This window comes from Methylorubrum aminovorans, from assembly GCF_022179725.1.
In the GTDB taxonomy this organism is placed as follows: domain Bacteria; phylum Pseudomonadota; class Alphaproteobacteria; order Rhizobiales; family Beijerinckiaceae; genus Methylobacterium; species Methylobacterium aminovorans.
The window spans coordinates 274784-298045 of record NZ_BPRC01000003.1 but is presented as its reverse complement, the minus strand read 5'-3'; the positions used below and the strand labels follow the sequence as shown (position 1 = coordinate 298045).

Annotated in this window: 17 protein-coding genes and 2 tRNA genes; 12 read left to right on the top strand and 7 right to left on the bottom strand. The window is 66.8% G+C overall.

What is annotated here, in order from left to right:
• Positions 1 to 25: 25 nt before the first annotated feature.
• The 3 genes from MFF24_RS07790 to MFF24_RS07780 all read right to left on the bottom strand — a co-directional run bounded on the left by MFF24_RS07790 (position 26) and on the right by MFF24_RS07780 (position 3940).
• Positions 26 to 1363: a VPA1262 family N-terminal domain-containing protein gene (locus tag MFF24_RS07790; RefSeq protein WP_238223706.1), complete on the bottom strand. Its 1338-nt coding sequence runs from the start codon at positions 1361 to 1363 to the stop codon at positions 26 to 28.
• Between the two features lie 836 nt (positions 1364 to 2199).
• Positions 2200 to 3804, bottom strand: coding sequence for a site-specific integrase (locus MFF24_RS07785; RefSeq protein ID WP_238223704.1), 1605 nt, complete (start codon positions 3802 to 3804; stop codon positions 2200 to 2202).
• 46 nt (positions 3805 to 3850) lie between these two features.
• Positions 3851 to 3940: transfer RNA gene (locus tag MFF24_RS07780), tRNA-Ser, on the bottom strand.
• Between the two features lie 132 nt (positions 3941 to 4072).
• Here MFF24_RS07780 and MFF24_RS07775 point away from each other — a divergent pair.
• From MFF24_RS07775 to MFF24_RS07740, 8 genes are all read left to right on the top strand, one after another.
• On the top strand, positions 4073 to 5386 hold the full coding sequence (locus MFF24_RS07775; protein ID WP_238223743.1) for a replication-associated recombination protein A: 1314 nt from the start codon (positions 4073 to 4075) through the stop codon (positions 5384 to 5386).
• Positions 5387 to 5421: 35 nt separating this feature from the next.
• Positions 5422 to 6918, top strand: coding sequence for a carboxypeptidase M32 (locus tag MFF24_RS07770; RefSeq protein ID WP_238223702.1), 1497 nt, complete (start codon positions 5422 to 5424; stop codon positions 6916 to 6918).
• 97 nt (positions 6919 to 7015) lie between these two features.
• Positions 7016 to 8263: an Hsp70 family protein gene (locus tag MFF24_RS07765; RefSeq protein ID WP_238223700.1), complete on the top strand. Its 1248-nt coding sequence runs from the start codon at positions 7016 to 7018 to the stop codon at positions 8261 to 8263.
• A gap of 100 nt (positions 8264 to 8363) precedes the next feature.
• Positions 8364 to 9764, top strand: a complete 1401-nt coding sequence (locus MFF24_RS07760; RefSeq protein WP_238223698.1) for an RluA family pseudouridine synthase — start codon at positions 8364 to 8366, stop codon at positions 9762 to 9764.
• 210 nt (positions 9765 to 9974) lie between these two features.
• Positions 9975 to 10361 (top strand): serine/threonine protein kinase, encoded by a 387-nt coding sequence (locus tag MFF24_RS07755; protein WP_238223696.1) that lies wholly within the window; start codon positions 9975 to 9977, stop codon positions 10359 to 10361.
• Between the two features lie 20 nt (positions 10362 to 10381).
• Positions 10382 to 11083 (top strand): HAD-IA family hydrolase, encoded by a 702-nt coding sequence (locus MFF24_RS07750; RefSeq protein WP_238223694.1) that lies wholly within the window; start codon positions 10382 to 10384, stop codon positions 11081 to 11083.
• A 62-nt stretch (positions 11084 to 11145) separates the two neighbouring features.
• Entirely contained in the window at positions 11146 to 11949 is an 804-nt protein-coding gene (locus tag MFF24_RS07745) for an ATP12 family chaperone protein (protein ID WP_238223692.1), read from the top strand.
• A 533-nt stretch (positions 11950 to 12482) separates the two neighbouring features.
• On the top strand, positions 12483 to 14015 hold the full coding sequence (locus MFF24_RS07740) for an acyl-CoA carboxylase subunit beta (protein ID WP_166058218.1): 1533 nt from the start codon (positions 12483 to 12485) through the stop codon (positions 14013 to 14015).
• Between the two features lie 64 nt (positions 14016 to 14079).
• On the opposite strand, the gene MFF24_RS07735 is transcribed toward MFF24_RS07740, so the two are convergent.
• Together MFF24_RS07735 and MFF24_RS07730 are read right to left on the bottom strand one after the other, a co-directional pair.
• Positions 14080 to 14634, bottom strand: coding sequence for a tellurite resistance TerB family protein (locus MFF24_RS07735; protein WP_108938445.1), 555 nt, complete (start codon positions 14632 to 14634; stop codon positions 14080 to 14082).
• 132 nt (positions 14635 to 14766) lie between these two features.
• Positions 14767 to 14841 (bottom strand) — tRNA-Val (locus MFF24_RS07730).
• 224 nt (positions 14842 to 15065) lie between these two features.
• Here MFF24_RS07730 and MFF24_RS07725 point away from each other — a divergent pair.
• From MFF24_RS07725 to MFF24_RS07715, 3 genes are all read left to right on the top strand, one after another.
• Positions 15066 to 15713 (top strand): TetR/AcrR family transcriptional regulator, encoded by a 648-nt coding sequence (locus MFF24_RS07725; protein ID WP_238223690.1) that lies wholly within the window; start codon positions 15066 to 15068, stop codon positions 15711 to 15713.
• Between the two features lie 33 nt (positions 15714 to 15746).
• The gene (ilvC, locus tag MFF24_RS07720; protein ID WP_133089719.1) at positions 15747 to 16766 is read left to right on the top strand and encodes a ketol-acid reductoisomerase; all 1020 of its coding nucleotides are present in this window, start codon (positions 15747 to 15749) and stop codon (positions 16764 to 16766) included.
• Between the two features lie 166 nt (positions 16767 to 16932).
• Complete coding sequence (locus MFF24_RS07715; protein WP_238223688.1) at positions 16933 to 17586, top strand: pyridoxamine 5'-phosphate oxidase family protein; 654 nt, start codon at positions 16933 to 16935, stop codon at positions 17584 to 17586.
• 222 nt (positions 17587 to 17808) lie between these two features.
• On the opposite strand, the gene ccrA is transcribed toward MFF24_RS07715, so the two are convergent.
• Both ccrA and MFF24_RS07705 read right to left on the bottom strand, forming a co-directional pair.
• Complete coding sequence (ccrA, locus tag MFF24_RS07710) at positions 17809 to 19107, bottom strand: crotonyl-CoA carboxylase/reductase (RefSeq protein WP_238223687.1); 1299 nt, start codon at positions 19105 to 19107, stop codon at positions 17809 to 17811.
• 180 nt (positions 19108 to 19287) lie between these two features.
• Complete coding sequence (locus MFF24_RS07705; protein ID WP_238223684.1) at positions 19288 to 20760, bottom strand: catalase; 1473 nt, start codon at positions 20758 to 20760, stop codon at positions 19288 to 19290.
• Between the two features lie 368 nt (positions 20761 to 21128).
• On the opposite strand from MFF24_RS07705, the gene MFF24_RS07700 reads away from it, so the two are divergent.
• Positions 21129 to 23195 (top strand): ethylmalonyl-CoA mutase, encoded by a 2067-nt coding sequence (locus MFF24_RS07700; protein ID WP_238223682.1) that lies wholly within the window; start codon positions 21129 to 21131, stop codon positions 23193 to 23195.
• Positions 23196 to 23262: the final 67 nt, after the last annotated feature.

Genomic DNA, 23262 nt, shown 5'->3' with positions numbered 1-23262 from the left:
GGCTGTTGACGGACGTTCCCAGAGATTACGCCCGGGGACCGTCCCGGCCGTTCGGGAAGATTAAGAACCGGTCATGGAACGCCCATCCTCCGGGGCCTCGGCTATTCCGGTACTCCAACCTCAACCCCTCCAGATTGCCACCGTCGCGGGTGAGGATACCCCGCTGTCGATCCGCAAACGATGCCCGCGGCGCCTCCGGCGCTTCCGGTTCAGGCTCTCCTGCCGGTCCGGATGGTACCGCACGCGGCGGGTCGCGCCCGTCGGTCAGTCCCCTGAGCGGCACTGCGCTGTGCGGGCACCAGAACAGCGTCTGGAGGATGTCGTTGCCTGTGAGGTAGGGGTCCCACAGATCCACCCCCCGCTCGCCATGACGGTCGATGAGAAAGCGGATGTCGGCCAGAGCCCGCGCCCGCTCCCGCGACGAGCCGGAAGCGGGTCGGTACTGAACGAAATCACGCGTTTCTTCGAGACGCCTGCGCTCCTCAAGATCGTGACGCCGAGCAAGCCAGTAGTTGGCGTCCTGGCCATCGTCTTCGCCGACGGTCGTCGTCGTCGTGTGGGCGAGCCGTATTCGCACCTCGCGGCGCTCAGTATCGGGATCCACCGCTGCGAACAACCTGGGTTCGTGCTGCTGGACGTGCCCGTTGACCGATACCCGTCTCAAGATGGCTGTCGGAGCGGTTGCGCTTAGGATCGTACCGGTCTCGGCATCCCACATCTCAGACTCAACGGGTTGCCGGCGACCGTCGACCGAGATGCAGGCGGCTTCTTGAAATCGTCCACTGAGCGCGGCACCGGTCAAAAGCTCGTCCCATTTGGCACGGGCCGCCGCCGAAAGGGGGCGCGGGGTCGATCCCGGGCTCCAGGTCGCGTTCAGGCTCAGGTCGACGGCATCGCGGGGTACGTCGACGCTGGGCACGACAACGGTAACCGGCACCTGGATGAGGACGTCACCCAACAAGTCTGCCAAACCAGCGAAGGCCATCGGAACGGCGGCGGAAACCGCGTCGGACAGTTGCTGAAGGCGCCGCCGGTCGGCAAAGAATGGGGCGAAATGCAGCTTCTCCCGATTGAGTAGGCGGAACACGTAGGATCCAGCCCAGAAGTTGTTTTTCAAGACCTTGTTGAGCGGAACGGTCACTGTGCCGTCGGGCGGCGCGAACATGAGGGGCTCTGGACGAAGGTTACCAACCTGAAGGGCGTGCCCACTGAGCGACCACGTCGCGGTCGAGGGATAATCCTCCAGGGTGCGCTCGAGGGCCGGTAGGCGACGGAACGTGCGCGCCACACCGAAGGCCCAATCGCGGAAGCCGTCGATGCGGATGCGCGGTATTGGAAACTGTGGCGGTTCGGCCTCACCCACGTCCGCGCGCCCTTCTGAGAGGACGGTCAGTGACAAGACATTCAGAGGTTGGGCGCCGCGCGGCGTAGCCGTGATCTCGGTTAGCTCGACGTGATCGAATCGCCCAACGTGGCTGGGCTCCAAAAGCGGGACCAATTGCTGGCGCAATCGCGCGAACTCGGCTGTAACAATCTCAGTTCCTCGCCCAAACACGGGTGAAGTGGGCTCTGGTGCCCCAGTCGACATGCGGTCAAATCCTTGAAGTTACCGTTAGACCCGCAGTGATTTCTCTGCGCGTTTGGCTCACAGTTGAGCAAAAGCCACAGTCATAACGACCCAAGAAGCTGTACTAAGATCCATGGCACGCGCGAGATGGCATCTGCGCGTGCGTTTAGTGAACCGCCGCCGTAGTGTTCCCCTAAGCTCTTGGCCGACCAGCCGCACAATGCGTCGACCACGTTGTCAGATACCCGCCTCCGCCGCGAGAATTCGGAAGCGGTGCCGCCAGCCTTAATTATGGCTCGCCCCTGGATCACTAACGTGCTGACGAGCAAACTCGCTCAGATATTTTCATCCCCCCTGCAGTGAACTGGCTACGTCGCCCTTTGCGTGCAGCACGATGAACGGACGCTCATCTCGCACGCCCTCGACGAACGCCGAAGAGTCAAGCTCGACTAGTTGAAGAGACAAGGACACGTCGCACGCCAGCTTTGTCTCCACTGTCCCTGCCTCATGGGTGATCCGGAGCACCCATACGCCGCCGAATCGGCCTTTGTCCTCGAACGAGCGTGGGGCTCGGCGGCAGCGCCACGGAAGCTAACCCCAAGGGCACACCCATGAGCGCCAGAGCTCGGCGATCACGTCACAACGTTAGGTCTGTTCATGACCAATGGCCCTGATGGAATTTTCTCAAGCTCTCGCTTCATCGCCCTGACGTCGTACTCGCCGTACTGATCACCGACGGACCGATGCGCGTGACCGGTGATAGCGTCGGTTACATCTCCGGCGAGGCCGTAGTTGCGCGCGAGCGTCTTGAACCTGTGCCGCCAGGAATGATTCGGTGCAAGCCGTGTGTCGGTTAGCCCTAGGCTGCGCACCCATCGCCCAAGGATTTTCGCGCCGTTGCCGCCGCGCTTGCCGAACTTGTCCGGTGGCAGGTCGGGAAACAGCGGACCGACTCCGCGCCCGCGCACATAGTCGAGGAGGCCTGCGGCGATGAGCGCCGAGTGCAGGGGCACGGTGCGCTCCGAACCGATGTTCTTGAGCGAGCCGGCCTCGGCATCGAAGCGCTTCACCACGACGCAGTCGATTTCGCTGAAATCCTCCACGCGCAACTGGCAAACCTCCGACAGCCGAGCACCCGAATACGCGCACACGAGCGGCACCCACCGCTTAATTGGATCGCGCTCGCCTGCCGCCGCCGCGAGGATCTGAGCCGCCTCGGAGTCCTTGAAGCCGCGCTTGCCCTGGCCTGGCTTCTGCTTGACGGTGATGGTGATGCGCTCGGCTGGGTTGTCGGGGAGCCGTCGGTTGTCGACACCCCAGCGCAGCACTGCCCGAACCGGCGCCAAGCGGCTTTCACGGATGGTCTTTGCGGACAGTCCCGATGCCACGAGGCTGTCCTTCCAGGCGACGAGTTTGTCGGCTGTGACCCGTGTGGCATCGTTGTCGCCGAGGAACGCGGCGAGCTGCTGCATGACCCGCGTCCAGTCGTAGACCGTCTTCTCGACCGGCTTGCGCTCGGCGGCCCACCCCTTCACCAGGTCGTCGAATAGGACCTTTGCCATCGGCGCCGGGCGTGGCGCGGGCGCTCTACCCGCGGACGGTGAACGCTCAGGCAGGGTTTCCGCCACGTCGCCGAGCGCGTGTCGTTCGAGCTTTATACTCGCACGTTGGATGGCCGCAGCTACCGCCCTGGCTAGCGTGCGGCGCCCGTCTGCGTCGAGCTGCAGGCCCTTCTTTGCGATCAGGGAGTCGGCCTGCTTGAGGCACCATGCCTCCATGTCGTCCTCGCCGTGGTCGGCGTAGGCGCTGTGCAGAACTTGGTGAACGACGTCGGGACGCCCCCACAGCCCAACCCGGCGGGGCTGCCACAGGCGCGCGAAAAGGTCCGTACGCCAAAAGTTCTGACTCGGGTTGTCGCGGTGCAGGGCGATCCAGCGGTCATGGGCCGGCGCAGCCATTTCGTGCGCTTCGCGCTCGCTCAATACGGTAGGGCCGGCCGCGAGCGTCGCCCAGCGCAACTCGATCTCGCGGACTGCATCGACGAAGCGGGCGCGGGCTACCTCGGGATCCTTCGTGCGCAGGCTCAGCTTCTCAATGGCTCGGCCGACGAGCGGCTGAAGTTGAGTCGGGACGGCCTTGCGGACGTAGTAGATGCCGCTATCGGGATGCTTCCAGGGACGTGCCATCGGTAAGGGCATATGTACCACCCGAATGTACCAGTCGGGCCGTACGAACACGTTGCATATCAGCAACTTACCGTGACGATTGGGCTTTTAGCAAGACTGGCGGAGAGGGGGGGATTCGAACCCCCGATGGGCTTGCACCCATGCCGCATTTCGAGTGCGGTGCATTCAACCGCTCTGCCACCTCTCCGCAGAGGTGTCTTATCGACGGGATGCGCCCTAGCATGCGGCGGGCGGCCCTACAAGCCGGCTTGACGTGGGAAGTGCGCATCGCGTCCGGAAGGCTCTTGCGGAGGGCGGGGCTGCGGTGTTCATGCCACGCATGTCCGACCTGTTCGTTTCCGCCGGCCTCGAAACAGGCGCGCCCCGGCCGCTCGCGGATCGTCTGCGCCCGCGCCGGCTCTCCGAGGTCGTGGGACAGGAGCATCTGACCGGGCCGGACGGGGCCCTGACACGGTTGCTCGCCTCGCGCTCGCTCGGCTCGCTGGTGTTCTGGGGGCCGCCCGGCACGGGGAAGACCACTGTGGCGCGGCTTCTCGCCCATGAGACCGCGCTCCATTTCGAGCAGATCTCGGCGATTTTTTCCGGTATCGCCGATCTGCGAAAGGTGTTCGAGGCGGCGCGCAAGCGCCGCGCGACGGGCCAGGGCACGCTGCTCTTCGTTGATGAGATCCACCGGTTCAACCGTGCACAGCTCGATGCCTTCCTGCCGGTCATGGAGGACGGCACCGTCACCCTCGTCGGCGCGACGACGGAGAATCCCTCCTTCGAACTGAATGCGGCCCTGCTCTCGCGCGCCCGGGTGCTGCTGTTCCGCGCGCTCGACGCGACCGCGCTCGCCCGGCTGCTGGCGCGCGCCGAGGAGATGGACGGCCAGCTCCTCCCGCTCGATGAGGAGGCGCGCGCGGCGCTGATCCGCATGGCCGACGGAGACGGGCGCGCCGCGCTGACGCTGGCGGAGGAGGTATGGCGCTCGGCACGCCCCGGCGAGACCCTCGATGCGGAGACGCTGCAGACCCTCGTCCAGCGGCGGGCGCCGATTTACGACAAGGCGCAGGAGGGGCATTACAACCTCATTTCCGCCCTTCATAAGACGGTGCGCGGCTCGGACCCAGACGCGGCTCTGTATTATCTGTGCCGGATGCTCGATGCGGGCGAGGATCGGCTCTTCATCGCCCGGCGGCTCGTGCGGATGGCGGTGGAGGATATCGGGCTCGCCGACCCGCAGGCTCTCGTCGTGGCCAATGCCGCCAAGGACGCATTCGATTTCCTCGGCTCGCCAGAAGGCGAGCTGGCGCTGGCGCAGGTCACCGTCTATCTCGCCTGCGCGCCGAAATCGAACGCGGTCTACACCGCCTACAAGGCGGCGACGCGGGTGGCGAAGGCCGCCGGCTCGCTGGCGCCGCCGCGCACCATCCTCAACGCGCCGACGGGGCTGATGAAGCGCATCGGCTACGGCGAGGGCTACCGCTACGACCACGACGAGCCCGACGCCTTCTCCGGCCAGGATTACTGGCCGGAGGCGCTCGGACGCCAGCACTTCTACGAGCCGACGGATCGGGGCATGGAGACCCGGTACCGGGAGCGGCTCGCCTATTGGGAACGACTGCGGCAGGAGCGCCGCGGCGAGGACTGACCGTCCTAGGCGATATCGAGGGATCTCGACCGATCATGCAGGCTTACGCGACGCTCACCGCCACCTTCGCCCGTCTCGGCGCCCTCGAGGATGCGAGCGGCATCCTCGGCTGGGATACGCAGACCCAGATGCCGGACGGCGCCTCCGACACCCGCGGAGAGCAGTTGGCCGTGCTGAGCGTACTCGCCCACGAAATCCTCACGGACCCGCGCAATGCCGAGCGCTTCGAGGCGGCGGAGTCCGAGGCGGGTCTCGGCGAGTGGGAGCGGGCGAATCTGCGCGAGATGCGTCGGGCCTATGCCCATGCGGCGGCGGTGCCGGGCGATCTCGTCGCCGCCGCATCGAAGGCGACGACGCGCTGCGAGATGATCTGGCGCGAGGCGCGGCGCGAGTCGGACTTTGCTCGGCTGCGCCCCCATCTGGAGGAGGTGCTGCGGCTGCGTCGGCTCGTCGGCGAGGCCAAGGGCGCGACGCTCGGGCTCGATCCCTACGACGCGCTGCTGGACGGCTACGATCCCGGTATGCGGCGCGCGCGCATCGATCCGATCTTTGCGCAGTTGCGGACCGTCCTGCCGGACCTCGTCGTCGCGGTGCGCGAGCGGCAGGCGGCGCAGGCCCCTGCCCTGCCGCTGCCCGGCCCGTTTCCGGTGGCGATCCAGCGGGAGATCGGCCTGGGGCTGATGCGGGCCGTCGGGTTCGATTTTTCCCGCGGGCGCCTCGATGTCAGCCTGCATCCCTTCTGCGGCGGCGCCACCGATGATGTCCGCATCACCACTCGCTACGACGAGGCCAGCGCCACCGGCGCCCTGATGGGTGTGCTGCACGAGACCGGCCACGCGATCTACGAGCAGGGCCGGCCGGCCGCATGGCGCCATCAGCCCGTGGGTCAGGCCCGCGGCATGAGCCTGCACGAGAGCCAGTCACTGCTGGTCGAGATGCAGGCCTGCCGCTCGGCCGAATTCTGCGCCTACCTCGCCCCAACCCTGCGCGCGGCGTTCGGCGGCGACGGCCCGGCCTGGGAGGCGGACAACCTGCACCGCCTCTACACCCGCGTCGAGCCGGGCTTCATCCGGGTGGATGCCGACGAAGTGACCTACCCGGCCCATATCCTGCTGCGCTACCGCCTGGAGACGGCGATGATCGCGGGTGACCTCACGGTGGCCGACCTGCCGGGCGCCTTCAACGACGGCATGATGGAATTGCTGGGACTGACCGTGCCGGACGATCGGCACGGCTGCCTGCAGGACATCCACTGGCCCGGCGGCAGCTTCGGCTACTTTCCGACCTACACCCTCGGCGCACTCGCGGCCGCACAGCTCTTCAGGGCGGCCTGCGCCGCGCATCCCAGCATCCGACCGGCTCTGGCCGAGGGTGACTTTGCGCAATTGCGCGGCTGGCTGCTCGAGAACGTCCATGCCCGCGCGAGCCTGATGGAGACCGACGAATTGCTGCTCGCAGCAACCGGCAAGCCGCTCGGCGCGGAGGATTTCCTGGCGCATCTGCGCCGCCGCTATCTCGGCGCGGCGGTGTGAGGGTCGGGCCCCGGTGTGACCGATCGGGGATTGCGCTCGGCGGCGGAGGACCGTAACGGGGCCGCCCTCCCCTTGAGAATTCAAGCGATCCGGTCCCATGGCGGCCTGCGGCCTCGATTTCGGCACGTCCAACACCACACTCGGGATCGGCGCGGGAGACCGCCCGGTCCTGGTGCCGCTGGAGGGCACGCACCGCACCCTTCCGAGCGCAATCTTCTTCGCGCCCGGCCGCGAGGCGCAGATCGGCCGGGCGGCGATCGAGGCCTATGTCGAGGGCACACCGGGCCGCTTAATGCGGGCGCTCAAATCGGTGCTCGGCTCCGCTTTGATCGAGGAGACCACGCCCGTCGGCCGCGAGCGCATCCGCTTCCGCGATGTCATCGCCCGCTACCTCACCCTGGTGAAGGCGCGCGGCGAGGCGGAGGCCGGCGTCGACCTCGACACCGTGGTGCATGGCCGCCCGGTGCATTTCGTCGACAACGATCCGGCGGGCGACCGCAAGGCGGAGGACACGCTGCGGCAGATCGCCGAGAGCATCGGCTTCCGCCATGTCCGCTTCCAGTACGAGCCGATCGCCGCCGCGCTCGAATACGAGCGCATGGTGACGAGCGAGGAAATCGCGCTGATCGCCGATATCGGCGGCGGCACCTCGGACTTCTCCATCGTCCGGCTCTCGCCCGAGCGGCACCGGCGTGACGAGCGGGCCGACGACATCCTGGCCAATGACGGCATCCGCATCGGCGGCACCGACTTCGATCGAAATCTGAGTCTTGGCGCGGTGATGCCGCTCCTCGGCCTTGGGAGCCCGATGAAGCGGGCGGATCTTTCCGTGCCGAACGCCTATTTCCACGACCTCGCAACGTGGTCGAGCATCAACCGCCTCTACAATTCCAAGACGCTGCGCGAGATCGACGAGGTGGTGCGCGACGCCGCACGGCCGGAGCTCGTGACCCGTCTGCGCACGGTCGTGGAGGCGGAGCGCGGGCACTCGCTCGCCATGGCGGTGGAAGGCGCCAAGATCGCCGCCTCCGATGCGGGAACCGGCACGGTCGATCTCGAATGGGTCGAGTCGGGCCTCGCGGCCGCTGTCGATCGCGGACGGCTGGCGGGGCATACCGAGGACCTTGCGCGCCGCATGGCGCAGCGGATCGACCGCTGCCTCGCTCAGGCAGGGCTGTCGGCAGACCGGATCGACGCGCTATTTCTGACCGGGGGATCGACCGGTCTGCCGCATGTTCGCGCGGCGCTCACCGCCTGCGTGCCGACGGCGCGAGTGGTCGATGGCGACACCTTCGGCTCGGTCGGGCTCGGCCTCACCCTGGAAGCGGCGCGTCTGGCGGCTTGACGCGCGACGCCATGCGCTGCACGCGGTCACGGACAGCGAATCGATGATCCCATCAGCGGCGACGCTTTGCGCCGTCATCTCAGGATGATAGCAGCGGCGCATGAAGGGACGTCCTCCACATCGCGGGTCCGGCGCGAAACGCGGGCCCGGCGGCTACACGCCGCGCCCCGGCACGGGACCGCGCACCTCCGCCAAGGACGCCGCGCAGCGCGCCGCGCGCAACCGCGGCGACGATGTCAGCGACCGCTCGCCCTGGGGCGACGACGCCGTGCCGGAGAGCGCGCCGCGCCCACCGCGTAAGCCGAGGACGGCCGCCCCGAAGGCGGATGCTTCCTGGGAGCGCGCCGGGCCGCCGGCTGCTCGAGCCCCCACTGCCAAGTCCACACGAGCCGATTCCTCGCGGGCCAAACCCCCACGGGTCGAAGCTCCGCGGGCCGAGTCCCCTGCCCCGCCTGCCGGCCCGACCCGGCGTGAGCAGCGCGCCGCCGCCTCGGCGACGCTGGCGAGCGGCGTGCAGACCCTGACCGTTGCCCCCGACGAAGCCGGGATGCGCATCGACCGCTTCCTCGGCGCGCGCTTTCCGCAGCTTCCCTTCACCCGCGTGCAGAGCATCGTCCGCAAGGGCGAGTTGCGGGTGGACGGCAAGCGCGCCAAGCCGAACGACCGGCTCGAGCCGGGATCGAGCGTGCGGGTGCCGCCGCTCAAGCTGGAGCAGCCGGCCGACCGGCCGCGCAGCGCCGCCAAGATCGACGGGGATGCCGAGTTCCTGCGCTTGCTGATCCTCTACGAGGACGCGGACATGATGATCCTCAACAAGCCGTTCGGGCTGGCGGTGCAGGGTGGCTCGGGCACCGTGCGCCATGTCGACGGCCTCTTGGAGGCGCTGACCGGGCCGGACGGGCAGCGCCCACGCCTCGTTCACCGCCTCGACAAGGACACCGCCGGCTGCCTGATCGTCGCCAAGACGCGGCTTGCTGCCGCGACGCTGGCCAAGAGCTTCCGCTCCCGCGCCGCGCGAAAGATCTACTGGGCGCTGGTGGCCGGCGTGCCTCGAACCCGCCAGGGCCGGGTCTCGACCTATCTCGTGAAGGACGAGCCGACCGATGCCGACGCGCGTATGCGGGTGGCCAAGCACGGCGACGACGGCGCGAGCCACGCACTGACCTACTACGCCACCGTCGATCAGGCGGCGCAGAAGCTCGCTTGGCTCTCGCTGAAGCCGGTGACGGGCCGGACGCACCAGTTGCGCGCCCACGCCGCGCATATCGGCCACCCGATCGTCGGCGACCCGAAATATTTCGACGTCGAAAATTGGGAGCTGCCCGGCGGCATCCAGAACCGCCTGCATCTTCTGGCCCGCCGCATCGTGATCCCGCATCCGCGCACGGGCCAGCCGGTCGATGTCAGCGCGCCGCTGCCCCCGCACATGGCCCAGAGCTGGAACCTGCTCGGCTTCGATGCCGCGCGCTACGACCCGATCGTCGAGGCGCCGGAGGCCTGATCCGCCCGCCGGCCCTTCACGAACGCGCGGAGCGCCTTGGAAGTCGGGGCTCTTGCCATAGGTTTCGCATCGTAAGCCTTCCGCGTGGACGGGAACACGGCGAGGTGCTTCTATCGGCGCGAACCGATGGGACGTGGCGGCAGGTCGCCGTCCCGCCTCTCGGACGCCTTCGTCCCGCTGCTGGCCGCTGCTACGAGGTTTTAGGATCGCATGAGGCCCGTCACGCTGTTCTCCGTCGCGTTTGCCGGCCTCGTCTGCGCCGTCACGCCGGTCGGCGCGGCACCGCCCGGCGACAAGGCGCAGGGTCCGACGCAGGGGCATGCCCAAGGGCAGCCTCAAGGGCAACCCCAAGGCCAGCCGCCGACACCGCCCCAGGGACAACCGCCATCTGCCGCCCCGCCCTCACAGGCGTCGCGGCCGCAGGGCCAGGGGATGCGTGCCGCCGAGCGCCGTCGGCGGATCTCCTACGCCGCCTGCAACCGCGAATCGCATCGCCGCAAGCTGTCCGGCGGGGCACGCCGCCGGTTCCTCGTCCGCTGCCGCCTCGGTTACGAGCGACGCCCGGCCTCGCAGCCGGCGCCCGTCCGTCGGCCTTGAGCCTTCGAGGCGACGCGTTCGTGCTCAAGCTGATCGTCTTCGATGTCGACGGCACCCTCGTCGACAGCCAGCACCTGATCGTGGAAGCTCAGCGGCGAGCCTTCTCGGAGCACGGGCTGGAAGCGCCCGCGCGCAAGGAAGCCCTCTCCGTCGTCGGGCTGTCCCTGCCCGAGGCGTTCCGCCGTCTCGTCGGCGAAGCCGGGCCGATCGAGTCGCTTTCGCACAGCTATCGCAAGGCGTTCCAGGCTTTGCGCGTCGATCCGGATTACGAGGAGCCGCTGTTTCCGGGGATGGCCGAACTGGTCGAGCGGCTGCATCGCCGCGATGACATCCAGCTCGGCATCGCCACGGGCAAGTCGCGCCGCGGCGTCGATCATCTCGTGGACAAGCACGGCTGGGAGCGCTGGTTCGCCACGATCCAGACCGCCGACGACGCGCCGTCCAAGCCCGATCCAGCGATGCTGCTTCAGGCGATGGGCGAATCCGGCGCCGAACCGTCGATGACGGTGATGATCGGCGACACCACCTACGACATGATGATGGCCAGGAGCGCGGGCGTGGCGGCCATCGGCGTCGGCTGGGGCTACCACACGCCCGGCGCGCTGTTCGGCGCCGGCGCGGTGACGGTGGTCGATTCCGCGATCTCCTTGAGCGACCTGTTCTCCGGCCCTCTCGACGACGCGCAAGCCGGCCCGGTCACGCCGCGCCTTGCCGCCTCATAGAGGATTGATCTTCGCCGCACCGGAGACTCGCGCGAGGCTGCGAGAAATCCTATCTGCGAACCATGAGCATCTCAGGCGACGACGTGACCCGCGATTGGCTGGGCGAGCCCGGCGGCGATGGACAGCACGATCCCATCCGGGCCGCCCGCGCGAGCACGGCACCGACCCTACCCAAGCGCTTCTACGCGCAGGCCGGCGTCGCGGAGGCCGAGGGCGGCTTCCGCCTCGTCCTCGATGGGCGCGGCGCCAACACGCCCGGCCGCCGGCCGCTTGTCGTCCCCGATCGCGGGCTCGGTGAAGCGCTCGCGGCGGAATGGGCGGCGCAGGAGACGGTGATCGATCCGCGCACGATGCCGCTGACCCGCATCGTCAACACCACAATCGACGGCGTCGTCGAGCGCCGCGCCGCGGTGGCCGAGGATCTCGGCGCCTTTGCCGGCACCGACCTCGTCGCCTACCGCGCCGGAACGCCGGACCGCCTCGTCGCCGAGCAGGCCGCAGCCTGGGATCCGCTGGTGGATTGGGCTGCCGACGCGCTGGGTGCGCGGCTGTTCCTCGCCGAGGGGGTGATGCATGTGGAGCAGCCGGAGGGTTCGGTGGCGGCGCTTCGCGCGGCAATCGACGCGGTCGACGATCCGTTCCGACTGGCAGCGCTTCACGCTATGACGACGCTGACCGGCTCCCTCGTGATCGCGCTGGCAGTGTTGCACCGGCGCCTGAGCGCGGACGAAGCCTGGGCGGCTGCCCATATCGATGAAAGCTATCAGGCCGCCATCTGGGGGCGCGACGCGGAGGCCGAGGCCCGTCTCGCCTTTCGCCGAACCGAATTCGACGCGGCGGCCGTCGTCGCTCAGCGCAGCACCTGAGAGGCGTTGCACCAACCTTTGACAGATGCGCTTACTTGATGAGCATCATGATTTTTCTTAGAGCGATGAGAAAGCAACTGCCTGCTTGAATTGAGAAGTCGCCTGTTTGCACGATCGGATTGGTGCGCTCTGGCTTTACTCTCGGTCTCATCTGATTTTGGAGACGAACCTGCCGGCCCATCGATTCAACGCACGGTAAGTCACCCTTGCCGCCGTCGCCGCCTTGCTCGCCCTGAGCACTGCCGCCTGCGCCACCAAGCCCCCGCCCGTGCCGGACGAGCCGATGCCGCTCGTCAAGAAGGGCTGAGTCCGCGTCTGCCAACGGCGAAAAGGCCTGAACAATGGGTCCAGCCTACGAGCCGGGTCCACAGGCGTGCATGCCATCGCCGAGCATTGGCCCAATGGACGCCTGCCGAGCCGTTTCCGAGTGCGGGAACGCGTGCTAAGGGCGATTGATCGATGCAAGGTCAAGCTCTTACGCTGTGATCTGCATTCAATAAACGATTTCGATCGTCAGGGAGTCTCGCCGGACCATGAAGGATATTCTCGAGAAGCTTGAGGAGCGCCGCGCGCAGGCCCGTCTCGGCGGCGGGGAAAAGCGGCTCGAGGCGCAGCACAAGCGCGGCAAGCTCACGGCACGCGAGCGCATCGAACTCCTGCTCGACCACGGGTCGTTCGAGGAATTCGACATGTTCGTCCAGCACCGCTCCACCGATTTCGGCATGGAGAAGCAGAAGATCTCCGGCGACGGCGTCGTGACCGGCTGGGGCACCGTGAACGGGCGCACCGTCTTCCTGTTCTCGAAGGACTTCACGGTGTTCGGTGGTTCGCTCTCCGAGGCGCACGCGGCCAAGATCGTCAAGGTTCAGGACATGGCGCTGAAGATGCGCGCGCCGATCATCGGCATTTTCGATGCCGGCGGCGCGCGCATCCAGGAGGGCGTTGCGGCGCTCGGCGGCTATGGCGAGGTGTTCCGCCGCAACGTCGCCGCCTCCGGCGTGATCCCGCAGATCTCGGTCATCATGGGCCCCTGCGCGGGCGGTGACGTCTACTCGCCGGCCATGACCGACTTCATCTTCATGGTGCGCGACACGAGCTACATGTTTGTGACCGGCCCCGACGTGGTGAAGACCGTCACCAACGAGGTGGTCACGGCGGAAGAACTCGGCGGCGCCAAGGTCCACACTTCGAAGTCCTCGATCGCCGACGGCTCGTTCGAGAACGATGTCGAGGCGATCCTCCAGATCCGCCGCCTGCTCGACTTCCTGCCCGCCAACAACATCGAGGGTGTGCCGGAGATCGAGAGCTTCGACGACGTCAACCGCCTCGACAAGTCGCTCGATACGCTGATCCCGGACAACCCGAACAAGCCCTACGACATGGGCGAGCTCATCCGCCGAGTCGTGGACGAGGGCGACTTCTTCGAGATCCAGGCGGCTTATGCCCGCAACATCATCACCGGCTTCGGCCGGGTCGAGGGCCGCACCGTCGGGTTCGTCGCCAACCAGCCGCTGGTGCTCGCCGGCGTGCTCGACTCGGATGCCTCGCGCAAGGCGGCCCGCTTCGTGCGCTTCTGCAACGCCTTCTCGATCCCGATCGTCACCTTCGTCGATGTGCCGGGCTTCCTGCCCGGAACGGCGCAGGAATATGGCGGCCTGATCAAGCACGGCGCCAAGCTGCTCTTCGCCTATTCTCAGGCGACGGTGCCGCTCGTCACCATCATCACCCGCAAGGCGTTTGGTGGCGCCTACGACGTTATGGCCTCCAAGCATGTCGGCGCCGACTTGAACTACGCCTGGCCGACGGCGCAGATCGCGGTGATGGGCGCCAAGGGCGCGGTCGAGATCATCTTCCGTGCCGAGATCGGCGACGAAGCCAAGATCGCCGAGCGGACCAAGGAGTACGAGGACCGCTTCCTCTCGCCCTTCGTCGCGGCCGAGCGCGGTTACATCGACGAAGTCATCATGCCCCACTCCACCCGCAAGCGCATCGCCCGCGCGCTCGGGATGCTGCGCACCAAGGAGATGGAGCAGCCCTGGAAGAAGCACGACAACATCCCGCTCTGAGGCGGGCCTGCGAGAAGGCCGCCCAGAGGGCGGCCTTTTTCGCTCTGTTACGGCGGGTGACGTCTTACCCGAAACTTCCGGTCCGGCTCGTTGCCAGTTCCGGCTTGCCGGCGGTTAGCCGCCGCTTCAGCCGCACCAGCGCCTCACGCTGCAACTCGCTCGGTGCCGAGTGGGCAGAGGCGACCTTGGTCAGCATCTCCACGAGTTGCACCCGCTCCTCGCCGGTCAGCTTCTCGCGAAACAGCGGCAGCAGCGGGTCGGCGACCAGAGAGAAGGGTCGGCGCTCCTGCGTATAGCGCCATGCCCGCTCGAAGGTCGCGGAGATCGTCTGAATCTCCAGCGGGTTCTCCATCAGCTCGAGGATGCGGGTCTTCTCGGAGGCCGTGATCGGGCTGCCGGTGCGCACGATCTGGATCATCAGGATCACGGCCGCGAGGCGCACGTCGTTCACCCGCTGCAGCGGCGTCCCGATGATGTTCTCGAACGCGGACTTCGCCTTGCGCTGGAGCCCCTTGGTGTCCTGATCGATCTCCTTGAGCTGCTTGACCGTGTAGTGGGCTCGCAGCAGCCAGATCAGAACGCTTGCAATGACGGCGGCAAAGATAATGAGAATCGGCAAAAGGCAGCCTCCGCGAACGCACAAATGATGCGAATCGCCGCTAGCCGAACATGCAGACGTGCCAACGTCAAATGCGGTTGGCGTCCGAGAATGTGATTGAAGACGAGAAGCCGGAATTCGTTGAAGTGGGCGTGGTGGGCGCGACAGGGATCGAACCTGTGACCCTTCGCGTGTGAAGCGAATGCTCTCCCGCTGAGCTACGCACCCGAGCCCCACGATGCCGCCTGCGGAGGACGGCACGGGCGTCGCCGTGGCGACGGAGGGCCGTATACGCCGAGGCTCGGCGCTCGGCAAGCGGCTTCCGCACCGCCACGACAGAATCATGACGGCAAAAACGACCACAGCCGATCGCGTCCTGTCGGCTTGCCGCACCGAACCGACTCGGCTAGGAGAGCGTACCGTACCGTACGGTACTGCTTATCAGCCGGGACATGCAGGCGAGCACCCTCACCATAGAAGAGCCTCCGATCGAGCGGCCCTCCCCGCGTCAGCAGGCCGTGCTCGACGCCGCGCTGGCGCTGATGGTGGACGGCCGCGATCCGCTCACCATGGACGCGGTGGCACGCCGGGCAAGCTGCTCTAAGGAGACGCTCTACAAGTGGTTCGGCGACCGCGACGGCCTGCTCACGGCAACGGTGCGCTGGCAGGCCTCACGGGTCCATGCCGGCCGCTACGAGGTGAGCGGCCTCGACGCCGACACTTTGCGGGACAACCTCCTCGACTTCGCCGAGAGCTGGCTCGCGGTGATCAGCAGCCGCACCTCGGTGGCGCTCAACCGCATCGCCATCGCCGAGGCCGGTTCGGCCAAGAGCAATCTCGGCGGCATCGTGCTGGCGAACGGGCGCTTCGCCATCGGCGAGCGGGTGAAGCCGGTGCTGGAAGCCGGCCGCGCGGCGGGCCTTCTCGCCTTCGATGACGGAGAGGCGGCGTTCCGGACCTTCTTCGGGCTGGTCGGCCGCGATATCCAGATCAGACTTCTCCTCGGCGACGCGCTCGATCTCGACGCTGCCGGGATCCGGAGCGACGCGGCCCGAGCCGTCGAGCAGTTCCTGGCCCTCTACGGCCAGGCGAAACCCTGAACCGAAACGACTGACACGAGAGAGGACACCACCATGCGCGTCTATTACGATCGCGACGCCGACCTGAACCTGATCAAGGGCAAGAAGGTCGTCATCGTCGGCTACGGCTCCCAGGGCCATGCCCACGCGCTCAACCTGCGCGATTCGGGCGTGAAGGACATCGTCATCGCGCTCCGCGAGGGCTCGGCCACCGCCAAGAAGGCGGAGCACGAGGGCTTCAAGGTGATGAACGTCGCCGATGCCGCCAAGTGGGGCGACGTGGTGATGATGCTCACCCCCGACGAGCTGCAGGGCGACATCTACAAGGAGTCGCTCGAGGGCAACATGAAGCAGGGCGCCGCCCTCCTCTTCGCCCACGGCCTCAACGTGCACTTCAACCTGATCGAGCCGCGCAAGGACCTCGACGTGCTGATGGTCGCCCCGAAGGGTCCCGGCCACACCGTGCGCGGCGAGTACCTCAAGGGCGGCGGCGTGCCGACCCTGATCGCCATCGCCCAGGACGCTTCGGGCAACGCCCACGACCTCGGCCTCTCCTACGCCTCGGCCAATGGCGGCGGCCGCGCCGGCATCATCGAGACGACCTTCAAGGAAGAGTGCGAGACTGACCTGTTCGGTGAGCAGGCCGTGCTCTGCGGCGGCCTCGTCGAGCTGATCAAAGCCGGCTTCGAGACCCTGGTCGAGGCGGGCTACGCCCCCGAGATGGCCTATTTCGAGTGCCTGCACGAGGTGAAGCTGATCGTCGACCTCATCTACGAGGGCGGCATCGCCAACATGAACTACTCGATCTCGAACACCGCCGAGTACGGCGAGTACGTCACCGGCCCGCGCATCGTGACGCCGGAGACCAAGGCCGAGATGAAGCGCGTCCTCAACGACATCCAGTCGGGCATCTTCACCCGCAACTGGATGCTGGAGAACAAGGTCGGCCAGACCTCGTTCAAGGCCACCCGCGCCAAGCTCGCCGCTCACCCGATCGAGGAAGTCGGCGCCAAGCTGCGCGGCATGATGCCGTGGATCTCCGAGAAGGCCCTGGTCGACAAGTCCAAGAACTAATTTGAAAATCGGGAGGCCGTGCTTTGCTCGGCCTCCGCTGTGGTGAAGAAGGGTCGGTTCGCGCGAGCGTGACCGGCCTTTTTTCGTCGGCCGTTTGCGGCCTTTCATCTTTGCCTTAAACGCTCCCCGAGGAGGCCCGAGGCAACGGGCCCCGGAGGAGACGCTTATGGCATCGCTCTACTCGGAGGCGCACCGCGCCCTCCAAGAGGAATTCGGCACGACCAAGCTCGCGGTCCGCCTCGACGAGGACTGGGTGCACGAGACGGTCCAGCCGGAGGAAGCCGCCTTCATCGGCTCGCGCGATATGTTCTTCCTGTCTACCGTCGATCCCGACGGTATGCCGACCGTCTCCTACAAGGGCGGCCCGACCGGGTTCGTGAGAGTGGTCGACGGCTCGACGCTGGTGTTTCCCGGCTTCGACGGCAATGGAATGTTCTACTCGGTGGGCAACATCGCGGGGCAGGCCAAAGTCGGCCTTCTGTTCATCGACTTCGAGACGCCGCACCGCATCCGGGTGCAGGGCCACGCCTCGCTTCTGCGCGACGACCCGCTGATGGCCGAGTACACGGAGGCGAAGTACCTCGTGAAGGTCGATGTGACCAAGATCTGGGTCAACTGCCCGCGCTACATTCACAAGTACAAGAAGCTCGAGCAGAACAAGTACGTCCCCCGCCCGAACCGCGAGACGCCGCTGGCCGCCTGGAAGCGACTCGACCTCGCCGGCGACGTGATCAGCGACGAGGACAAGGCGCGGGTGGCCAAGGAAGGCCGCCTCGAAGTGTCCGAGTACGAGGCGCTCGTCGCTCGCGGCGAGGCCTGAGGCCGTTCGGAAAGGTTTGCCGGTCGCGCGGCCTGTCGGCTCAGCACGTCGGGTCGTGCATTTCACACGCGACCTCGCGCTCCGCGAAGGGGCTCCTTTCGGCACGACGTTCTTCAGGTCAGCCTTGGCCGATTGACCGCGTTGACCGACGGAGTCTTTCAACAAAAGAAGCCCGCGCATTCCGAGGAATGCGCGGGCTCTCTCACTTCAAATCGGGCGGGCTCACATCGCCTTGAGCGGGCCGGCCTCGATCACGTCCTCGACCGTGCGCAGGCCGGCGCGGGTGGAGTTCACGAGCACCGCCATGTTGCCCGGCGGGTGCTGGTTCTTCCACATCTTGGTGTGGGCGGCCGGGATCTTGTCCCAGGGGAACACCTCGCTCATGCACGGATCGACTCGCCGGTCCATGACGAACTGGTTGGCGGCCGAGGCCTGCTTGAGGTGGGCGAAGTGCGAGCCTTGAATACGCTTCTGGCGCATCCAGACGTAGCGGGCATCGAAGGTGATGTTGAAGCCGGTCGTGCCGGCGCAGAAGACCACCATGCCGCCGCGCTTCACCACCAGCGACGAGACCGGGAAGGTCGCCTCGCCCGGATGCTCGAACACGATGTCGACGTCGTTGCCCTTGCCGGTGATGTCCCAGATCGCCTTGCCGAACCGCCGGGCTTCCTTGAGCCAGGTGTTGTACTCAGGGCTGTTCACCTTCGGGAGCTGGCCCCAGCAATCGAAGTCCTTGCGGTTAATGACGCCCTTGGCCCCGAGGCTCATGACGTAGTCGCGCTTCGATTCGTCCGAGATCACGGCGATGGCGTTGGCGCCCGAGGCCGCGCAGAGCTGCACGCCGAACACGCCGAGACCGCCCGAGGCGCCCCAGATCAGCACGTTCTGGCCCGGACGCACGATGTGCGGCGCGTGGCCGAACAGCATGCGGTAGGCGGTGGCGAGCGTCAGCGTGTAGCAGGCCGCCTCCTCCCAGGTCAGGTGCTTAGGACGCTGCATCAGCTGGCGCGACTGCACCCGGCAGAACTGGGCGAAGGATCCGTCGCCGGTCTCGTAACCCCAGATGCGCTGGGTCGGCGAGAACATCGGATCGCCGCCGTTGCACTCCTCGTCGTCGCCGTCATCCTGATTGCAGTGGACGATGACCTCGTCGCCGACCTTCCAGCGCTTCACCTTGGCGCCGACCTTCCAGACGATGCCCGACGCGTCCGAACCGGCGATGTGGTACTCGCCCTTGTGCACGTCGAAGGGTGAGATCGGCTCACCGAGGCCGGCCCAGACGCCGTTGTAGTTCACGCCCGCGGCCATGACGTAGACGAGCACCTCGTCGTCGCCGATGTCCCACACGGGAAGCACTTCGAGCTGGTGCGACTCTTCCGGAGGCCCGTGGCGCTCGCGGCGGATCGCCCAAGCGTACATCTTGGCAGGCACGTGTCCGAGCGGGGGAATCTCGCCGAGCTCGTAAAGGTCCTTGGCTTCCGCCGTCTGCCCAGTCCAGGCCGGCGCTGCGCTTGCAGCCATCGTGACACTCCCTGTTTATCCTGGTGCGCGCGTGACGAACGGCGCGACCTTGGCCGACGCTATAAGCACGATGTTTCCGGCCTTCCAAGTGGCCTAAAAGACAAGGCTTCCTGGCATCCGCACAAAAAAGAGGCACCGCCCGAAGTCGATGCCCCTGTATTCAAAATAAACTTGAGTTCGCTACTCGGCGGCAACGCGCGTGGTGTCGATCCCGAGTCCCTGAGCGACGCCGCGACCGAAATCCTCGTGCACCTTGAACCAGTGCGCGATCATCCGATCCTGGATGTTGCGCGGGCTGTCACCCATGGAGGTGACGATGTTCTCGACCAGCCGCTTGCGACCGCCCTCGTCGAGAACCTTGGTCCAGAACAGACGCGGCTGGCCATAGAGGTCCTCGTCGTCGCCCGGCCAGCCGTAGCGGCTGGCATCGCCGCGGATGCGCAGGGGCGGCTCGGTGAACGACGGATCCTGCTTCGGTCCGCCGAAGGAGTTCGGCTCGTAATCGACCTGGGCGCCGTGGTTGCCGTCGGTGCGCATGGCGCCGTCACGGTGGTAGGTCTGGACGGAGGCGTTCTTGGGTTGGTTCACCGGGATCTGCTGGTAGTTCACGCCGAGCCGGTAGCGGTGGGCGTCGGCGTAGGAGAGCACCCGGTTCTGCAGCATCTTGTCCGGCGAGAAGCCGATGCCGGGCACCACGTTCGAGGGCTCGAAAGCGGATTGCTCGATCTCAGCGAAGTAATTGTCGGGATTGCGGTTCAACTCCATCTCGCCGATCTCGATCAGCGGATAGTCGCCGTGCGGCCAGACCTTGGTGAGGTCGAACGGATTGATGCGGTAGGTGTCGGCCTCCAGTTCCGGCATGATCTGCACCGAGACCTTCCATTTCGGGAAGTCGCCCTGCTCGATGGCATTGGACAGGTCGGCGGATGAGTAGTCCGGGTCCTTGCCCGCAACCTCGTCGGCCTCGTCGGCCGAAAAATTCTGGATGCCCTGCTTGGTGTGGAAGTGGAACTTCACCCAGTAACGCTCGCCGCGGTCGTTCCAGAGCGAGAAGGTGTGCGAGCCGTAGCCGTTCATGAAGCGGGCCGATTTCGGCGTGCCGCGATCCGAGTACAGGAACATCACCTGATGGATCGCCTCCGGCGACAGGCTCCAGAAATCCCAGCGGCGCCAGTGCGGCTTCAGGTGCGTGCGCGGGTCGCGCTTCTGCGTGCGGATGAAGTCGGAGAACTTGATCGCATCCCGCACGAAGAAGATCGGCGTGTTGTTGCCGACGAGGTCCCAGTTGCCCTCCTCGGTGTAGAACTTGAGGGCGAAGCCGCGCGGGTCGCGGGCGGTGTCGGCCGAGCCGGATTCACCGCCAACGGTGGAGAAACGCGCGACCATCGGCACCTCCCGACCGACCTCGGTCAGCACCTTGGCGCGGGTGAACTCCGAAAGCGACTTCGTGAGGCGGAACGTACCGTAGGCGCCGTAGCCCTTGGCGTGGACGACCCGCTCCGGGATCCGCTCCCGGTTGAAATGGGCCATCTTCTCGATGAGGTGATAGTCCTGCATCAGCACCGGCCCACGCGGGCCGGCGGTGAGCGAGTTCTGGTTGTCGGAAACCGGGTTTCCGAACGCCGTCGTGAGGCGCGGGCTCTGGTCTGTCATCGCGTGCTTCTCCTTGCCGATGCCTCTGCGGGCGAGCGTCGCAACCAGCGGTCGGCCGTGCGAGCGTTGCCGGCACAACGCGCAAGGCCGAGCTTGGAGCCGTTCGGATCTGCAACGGAGCGATGCATCTGTCGCTTTGCTGTCAAACAAGTCGCGTGGATTTGACGGAAGCCGGGCCGGATCGGTCTTGCCCGGTCCGACGGAGCGAAGACAAATCCGCTTCACTGCCGGATCAAGTTTTTCCAGGGCTTGAGGCGGGCACCCCCGACCTTTCTCCGAGATGACGAGCCGCGGCGGCTTCGCTACGGTGCCGGCCAACAGCCGCGCCTCAATGCGCGCAATCGCATCGGATCAGGGAGTCGAGTGGGATGAGCGCGCAAGCGAGCGTCGCCGAGGTCAAGCGCGACAAGCCGTGGATCATCCGCACCTATGCGGGTCACTCCACGGCGGCGGAGTCGAACAAGCTCTATCGCGGCAACCTCGCCAAGGGCCAGACCGGCCTCTCGGTCGCCTTCGATCTGCCGACCCAGACCGGCTACGACCCCGACCACGAGCTCGCCCGCGGCGAGGTCGGCAAGGTCGGCGTCTCGATCGCGCATCTGGGCGACATGCGGGCCCTGTTCGACCAGATCCCGCTGGCGCAGATGAACACCTCGATGACGATCAACGCCACGGCGCCGTGGCTGCTGTCGCTCTATCTCGCGGTGGCCGAGGAGCAGGGCGCACCGATCGCTGCGCTCCAGGGCACGACGCAGAACGACATCATCAAGGAATACCTCTCGCGCGGCACCTACGTGTTCCCGCCCGCGCCCTCGCTCCGGCTCACCAAGGACGTGATCCTGTTCACGACCAAGAACGTGCCGAAGTGGAACCCGATGAATGTCTGCTCCTACCACCTGCAGGAGGCGGGGGCGACGCCGGTTCAGGAACTCTCCTACGCGCTCGCCATCGCCATCGCTGTGCTCGACACCGTGCGCGACGACCCAGACTTCGACGAGGCCAGCTTCTCGGACGTGTTCAGCCGCATCTCGTTCTTCGTGAATGCCGGGATGCGGTTCGTCACCGAGATCTGCAAGATGCGGGCGTTCGCCGAGTTGTGGGACGAGATCGCGCAACAGCGCTACGGAATCACCGACTCTAAGAAGCGGATTTTCCGCTACGGTGTGCAGGTCAACTCTCTCGGGCTGACGGAACAGCAGCCCGAGAACAACGTCCACCGCATCCTCATCGAGATGCTGGCGGTGACGCTGTCCAAGCGCGCCCGCGCCCGGGCGGTGCAGCTGCCGGCCTGGAACGAGGCGCTCGGCCTGCCGCGGCCCTGGGACCAGCAATGGTCGATGCGGATGCAGCAGATCCTCGCTTTTGAAACCGACCTGCTGGAATACGACGACATCTTCGACGGCTCGACGGTGATCGAATCCCGCGTCGAGGCACTGAAGGAGCAGACCCGCGCCGAGCTGAAACGGATCGCCGAACTCGGCGGCGCGGTCACGGCGGTCGAGGCGGGCGAGCTGAAGCGGGCGCTGGTGGAATCGAACGCCAAGCGCATCGCCGCGATCGAGAAGGGCGAGCAGATCGTCGTCGGCGTCAACAAATGGCAGCAGGGCGAGCCCTCGCCGCTCACCGCCGGCGATGGCGCGATCTTCACCGTCTCCGAGACGGTGGAGATGGAAGCCGAGTCGCGGATCCGCGAGTGGCGCTCCAAGCGCGACGACCGCGCGGTCGGTCAGGCGCTCGACGCGCTGGAGCAGGCCGCCCGCTCGGGCGCCAACATCATGCCGCCCTCCATCGCTGCGGCGAAGGCCGGCGTCACCACCGGCGAGTGGGGACAGCGCCTGCGCGAGGTCTTCGGCGAGTACCGCGCGCCGACCGGCGTGACGATGGAGACCGTCACCTCGGGCGCGGCGGAGGAGGCGCGCCTGCTCATCGCCGATCTCGGCGAGCGCCTCGGCGAGACGCCGAAGCTCGTCGTCGGCAAGCCGGGCCTCGACGGCCACTCCAACGGCGCCGAGCAGATCGCGCTCCGCGCCCGCGACGTCGGCTTCGACGTGACCTATGACGGGATCCGCCAGACGCCGACCGAGATCGTCGCCAAGGCGAAGGAGCGCGGCGCCCATGTCATCGGCCTCTCCGTGCTGTCCGGCAGCCATGTCCCACTGGTGCGCGAGGTGAAAGCCAAGCTGCGCGAGGCCGGGCTCGACCACGTCCCGGTCGTCGTCGGCGGTATCATCTCCACCGAGGACGAGCTGGTGCTCAAGAACATGGGAGTCACTGCGGTCTACACGCCGAAGGACTACGAGCTCGACAAGATCATGGTCGGACTCGCCAAGGTCGTGGAGCGGGCGCTCGACAAGCGCGCCGCCGACCGGGCGGACACGGAAGCCGGCGTGCCGGGGGCGCCGAAGCGGAGCGAGGGCGCGGCTCAAGTCTTCTGAAGGCTTTCGCAACGCTGCGGGTGAGAGGTACGCCCCCTTCTCCTTGCGCCTCGCGGACGGGGAGAGA

Bases quoted from the DNA above. Each gene is read 5' to 3' on its own strand.
- MFF24_RS07760 (WP_238223698.1), top strand. From the start codon at position 8,364: ATGAAGGGACGTCCTCCACATCGCGGGTCCGGCGCGAAACGCGGGCCC.
- MFF24_RS07745 (WP_238223692.1), top strand. From the start codon at position 11,146: ATGAGCATCTCAGGCGACGACGTGACCCGCGATTGGCTGGGCGAGCCC.
- MFF24_RS07765 (WP_238223700.1), top strand. From the start codon at position 7,016: ATGGCGGCCTGCGGCCTCGATTTCGGCACGTCCAACACCACACTCGGG.
- MFF24_RS07700 (WP_238223682.1), top strand. From the start codon at position 21,129: ATGAGCGCGCAAGCGAGCGTCGCCGAGGTCAAGCGCGACAAGCCGTGG.
- MFF24_RS07755 (WP_238223696.1), top strand. From the start codon at position 9,975: ATGAGGCCCGTCACGCTGTTCTCCGTCGCGTTTGCCGGCCTCGTCTGC.
- MFF24_RS07715 (WP_238223688.1), top strand. From the start codon at position 16,933: ATGGCATCGCTCTACTCGGAGGCGCACCGCGCCCTCCAAGAGGAATTC.
- MFF24_RS07725 (WP_238223690.1), top strand. From the start codon at position 15,066: ATGCAGGCGAGCACCCTCACCATAGAAGAGCCTCCGATCGAGCGGCCC.
- MFF24_RS07770 (WP_238223702.1), top strand. From the start codon at position 5,422: ATGCAGGCTTACGCGACGCTCACCGCCACCTTCGCCCGTCTCGGCGCC.
- MFF24_RS07775 (WP_238223743.1), top strand. From the start codon at position 4,073: ATGTCCGACCTGTTCGTTTCCGCCGGCCTCGAAACAGGCGCGCCCCGG.
- ccrA (WP_238223687.1), bottom strand. From the start codon at position 19,107: ATGGCTGCAAGCGCAGCGCCGGCCTGGACTGGGCAGACGGCGGAAGCC.
- MFF24_RS07705 (WP_238223684.1), bottom strand. From the start codon at position 20,760: ATGACAGACCAGAGCCCGCGCCTCACGACGGCGTTCGGAAACCCGGTT.
- MFF24_RS07740 (WP_166058218.1), top strand. From the start codon at position 12,483: ATGAAGGATATTCTCGAGAAGCTTGAGGAGCGCCGCGCGCAGGCCCGT.
- ilvC (WP_133089719.1), top strand. From the start codon at position 15,747: ATGCGCGTCTATTACGATCGCGACGCCGACCTGAACCTGATCAAGGGC.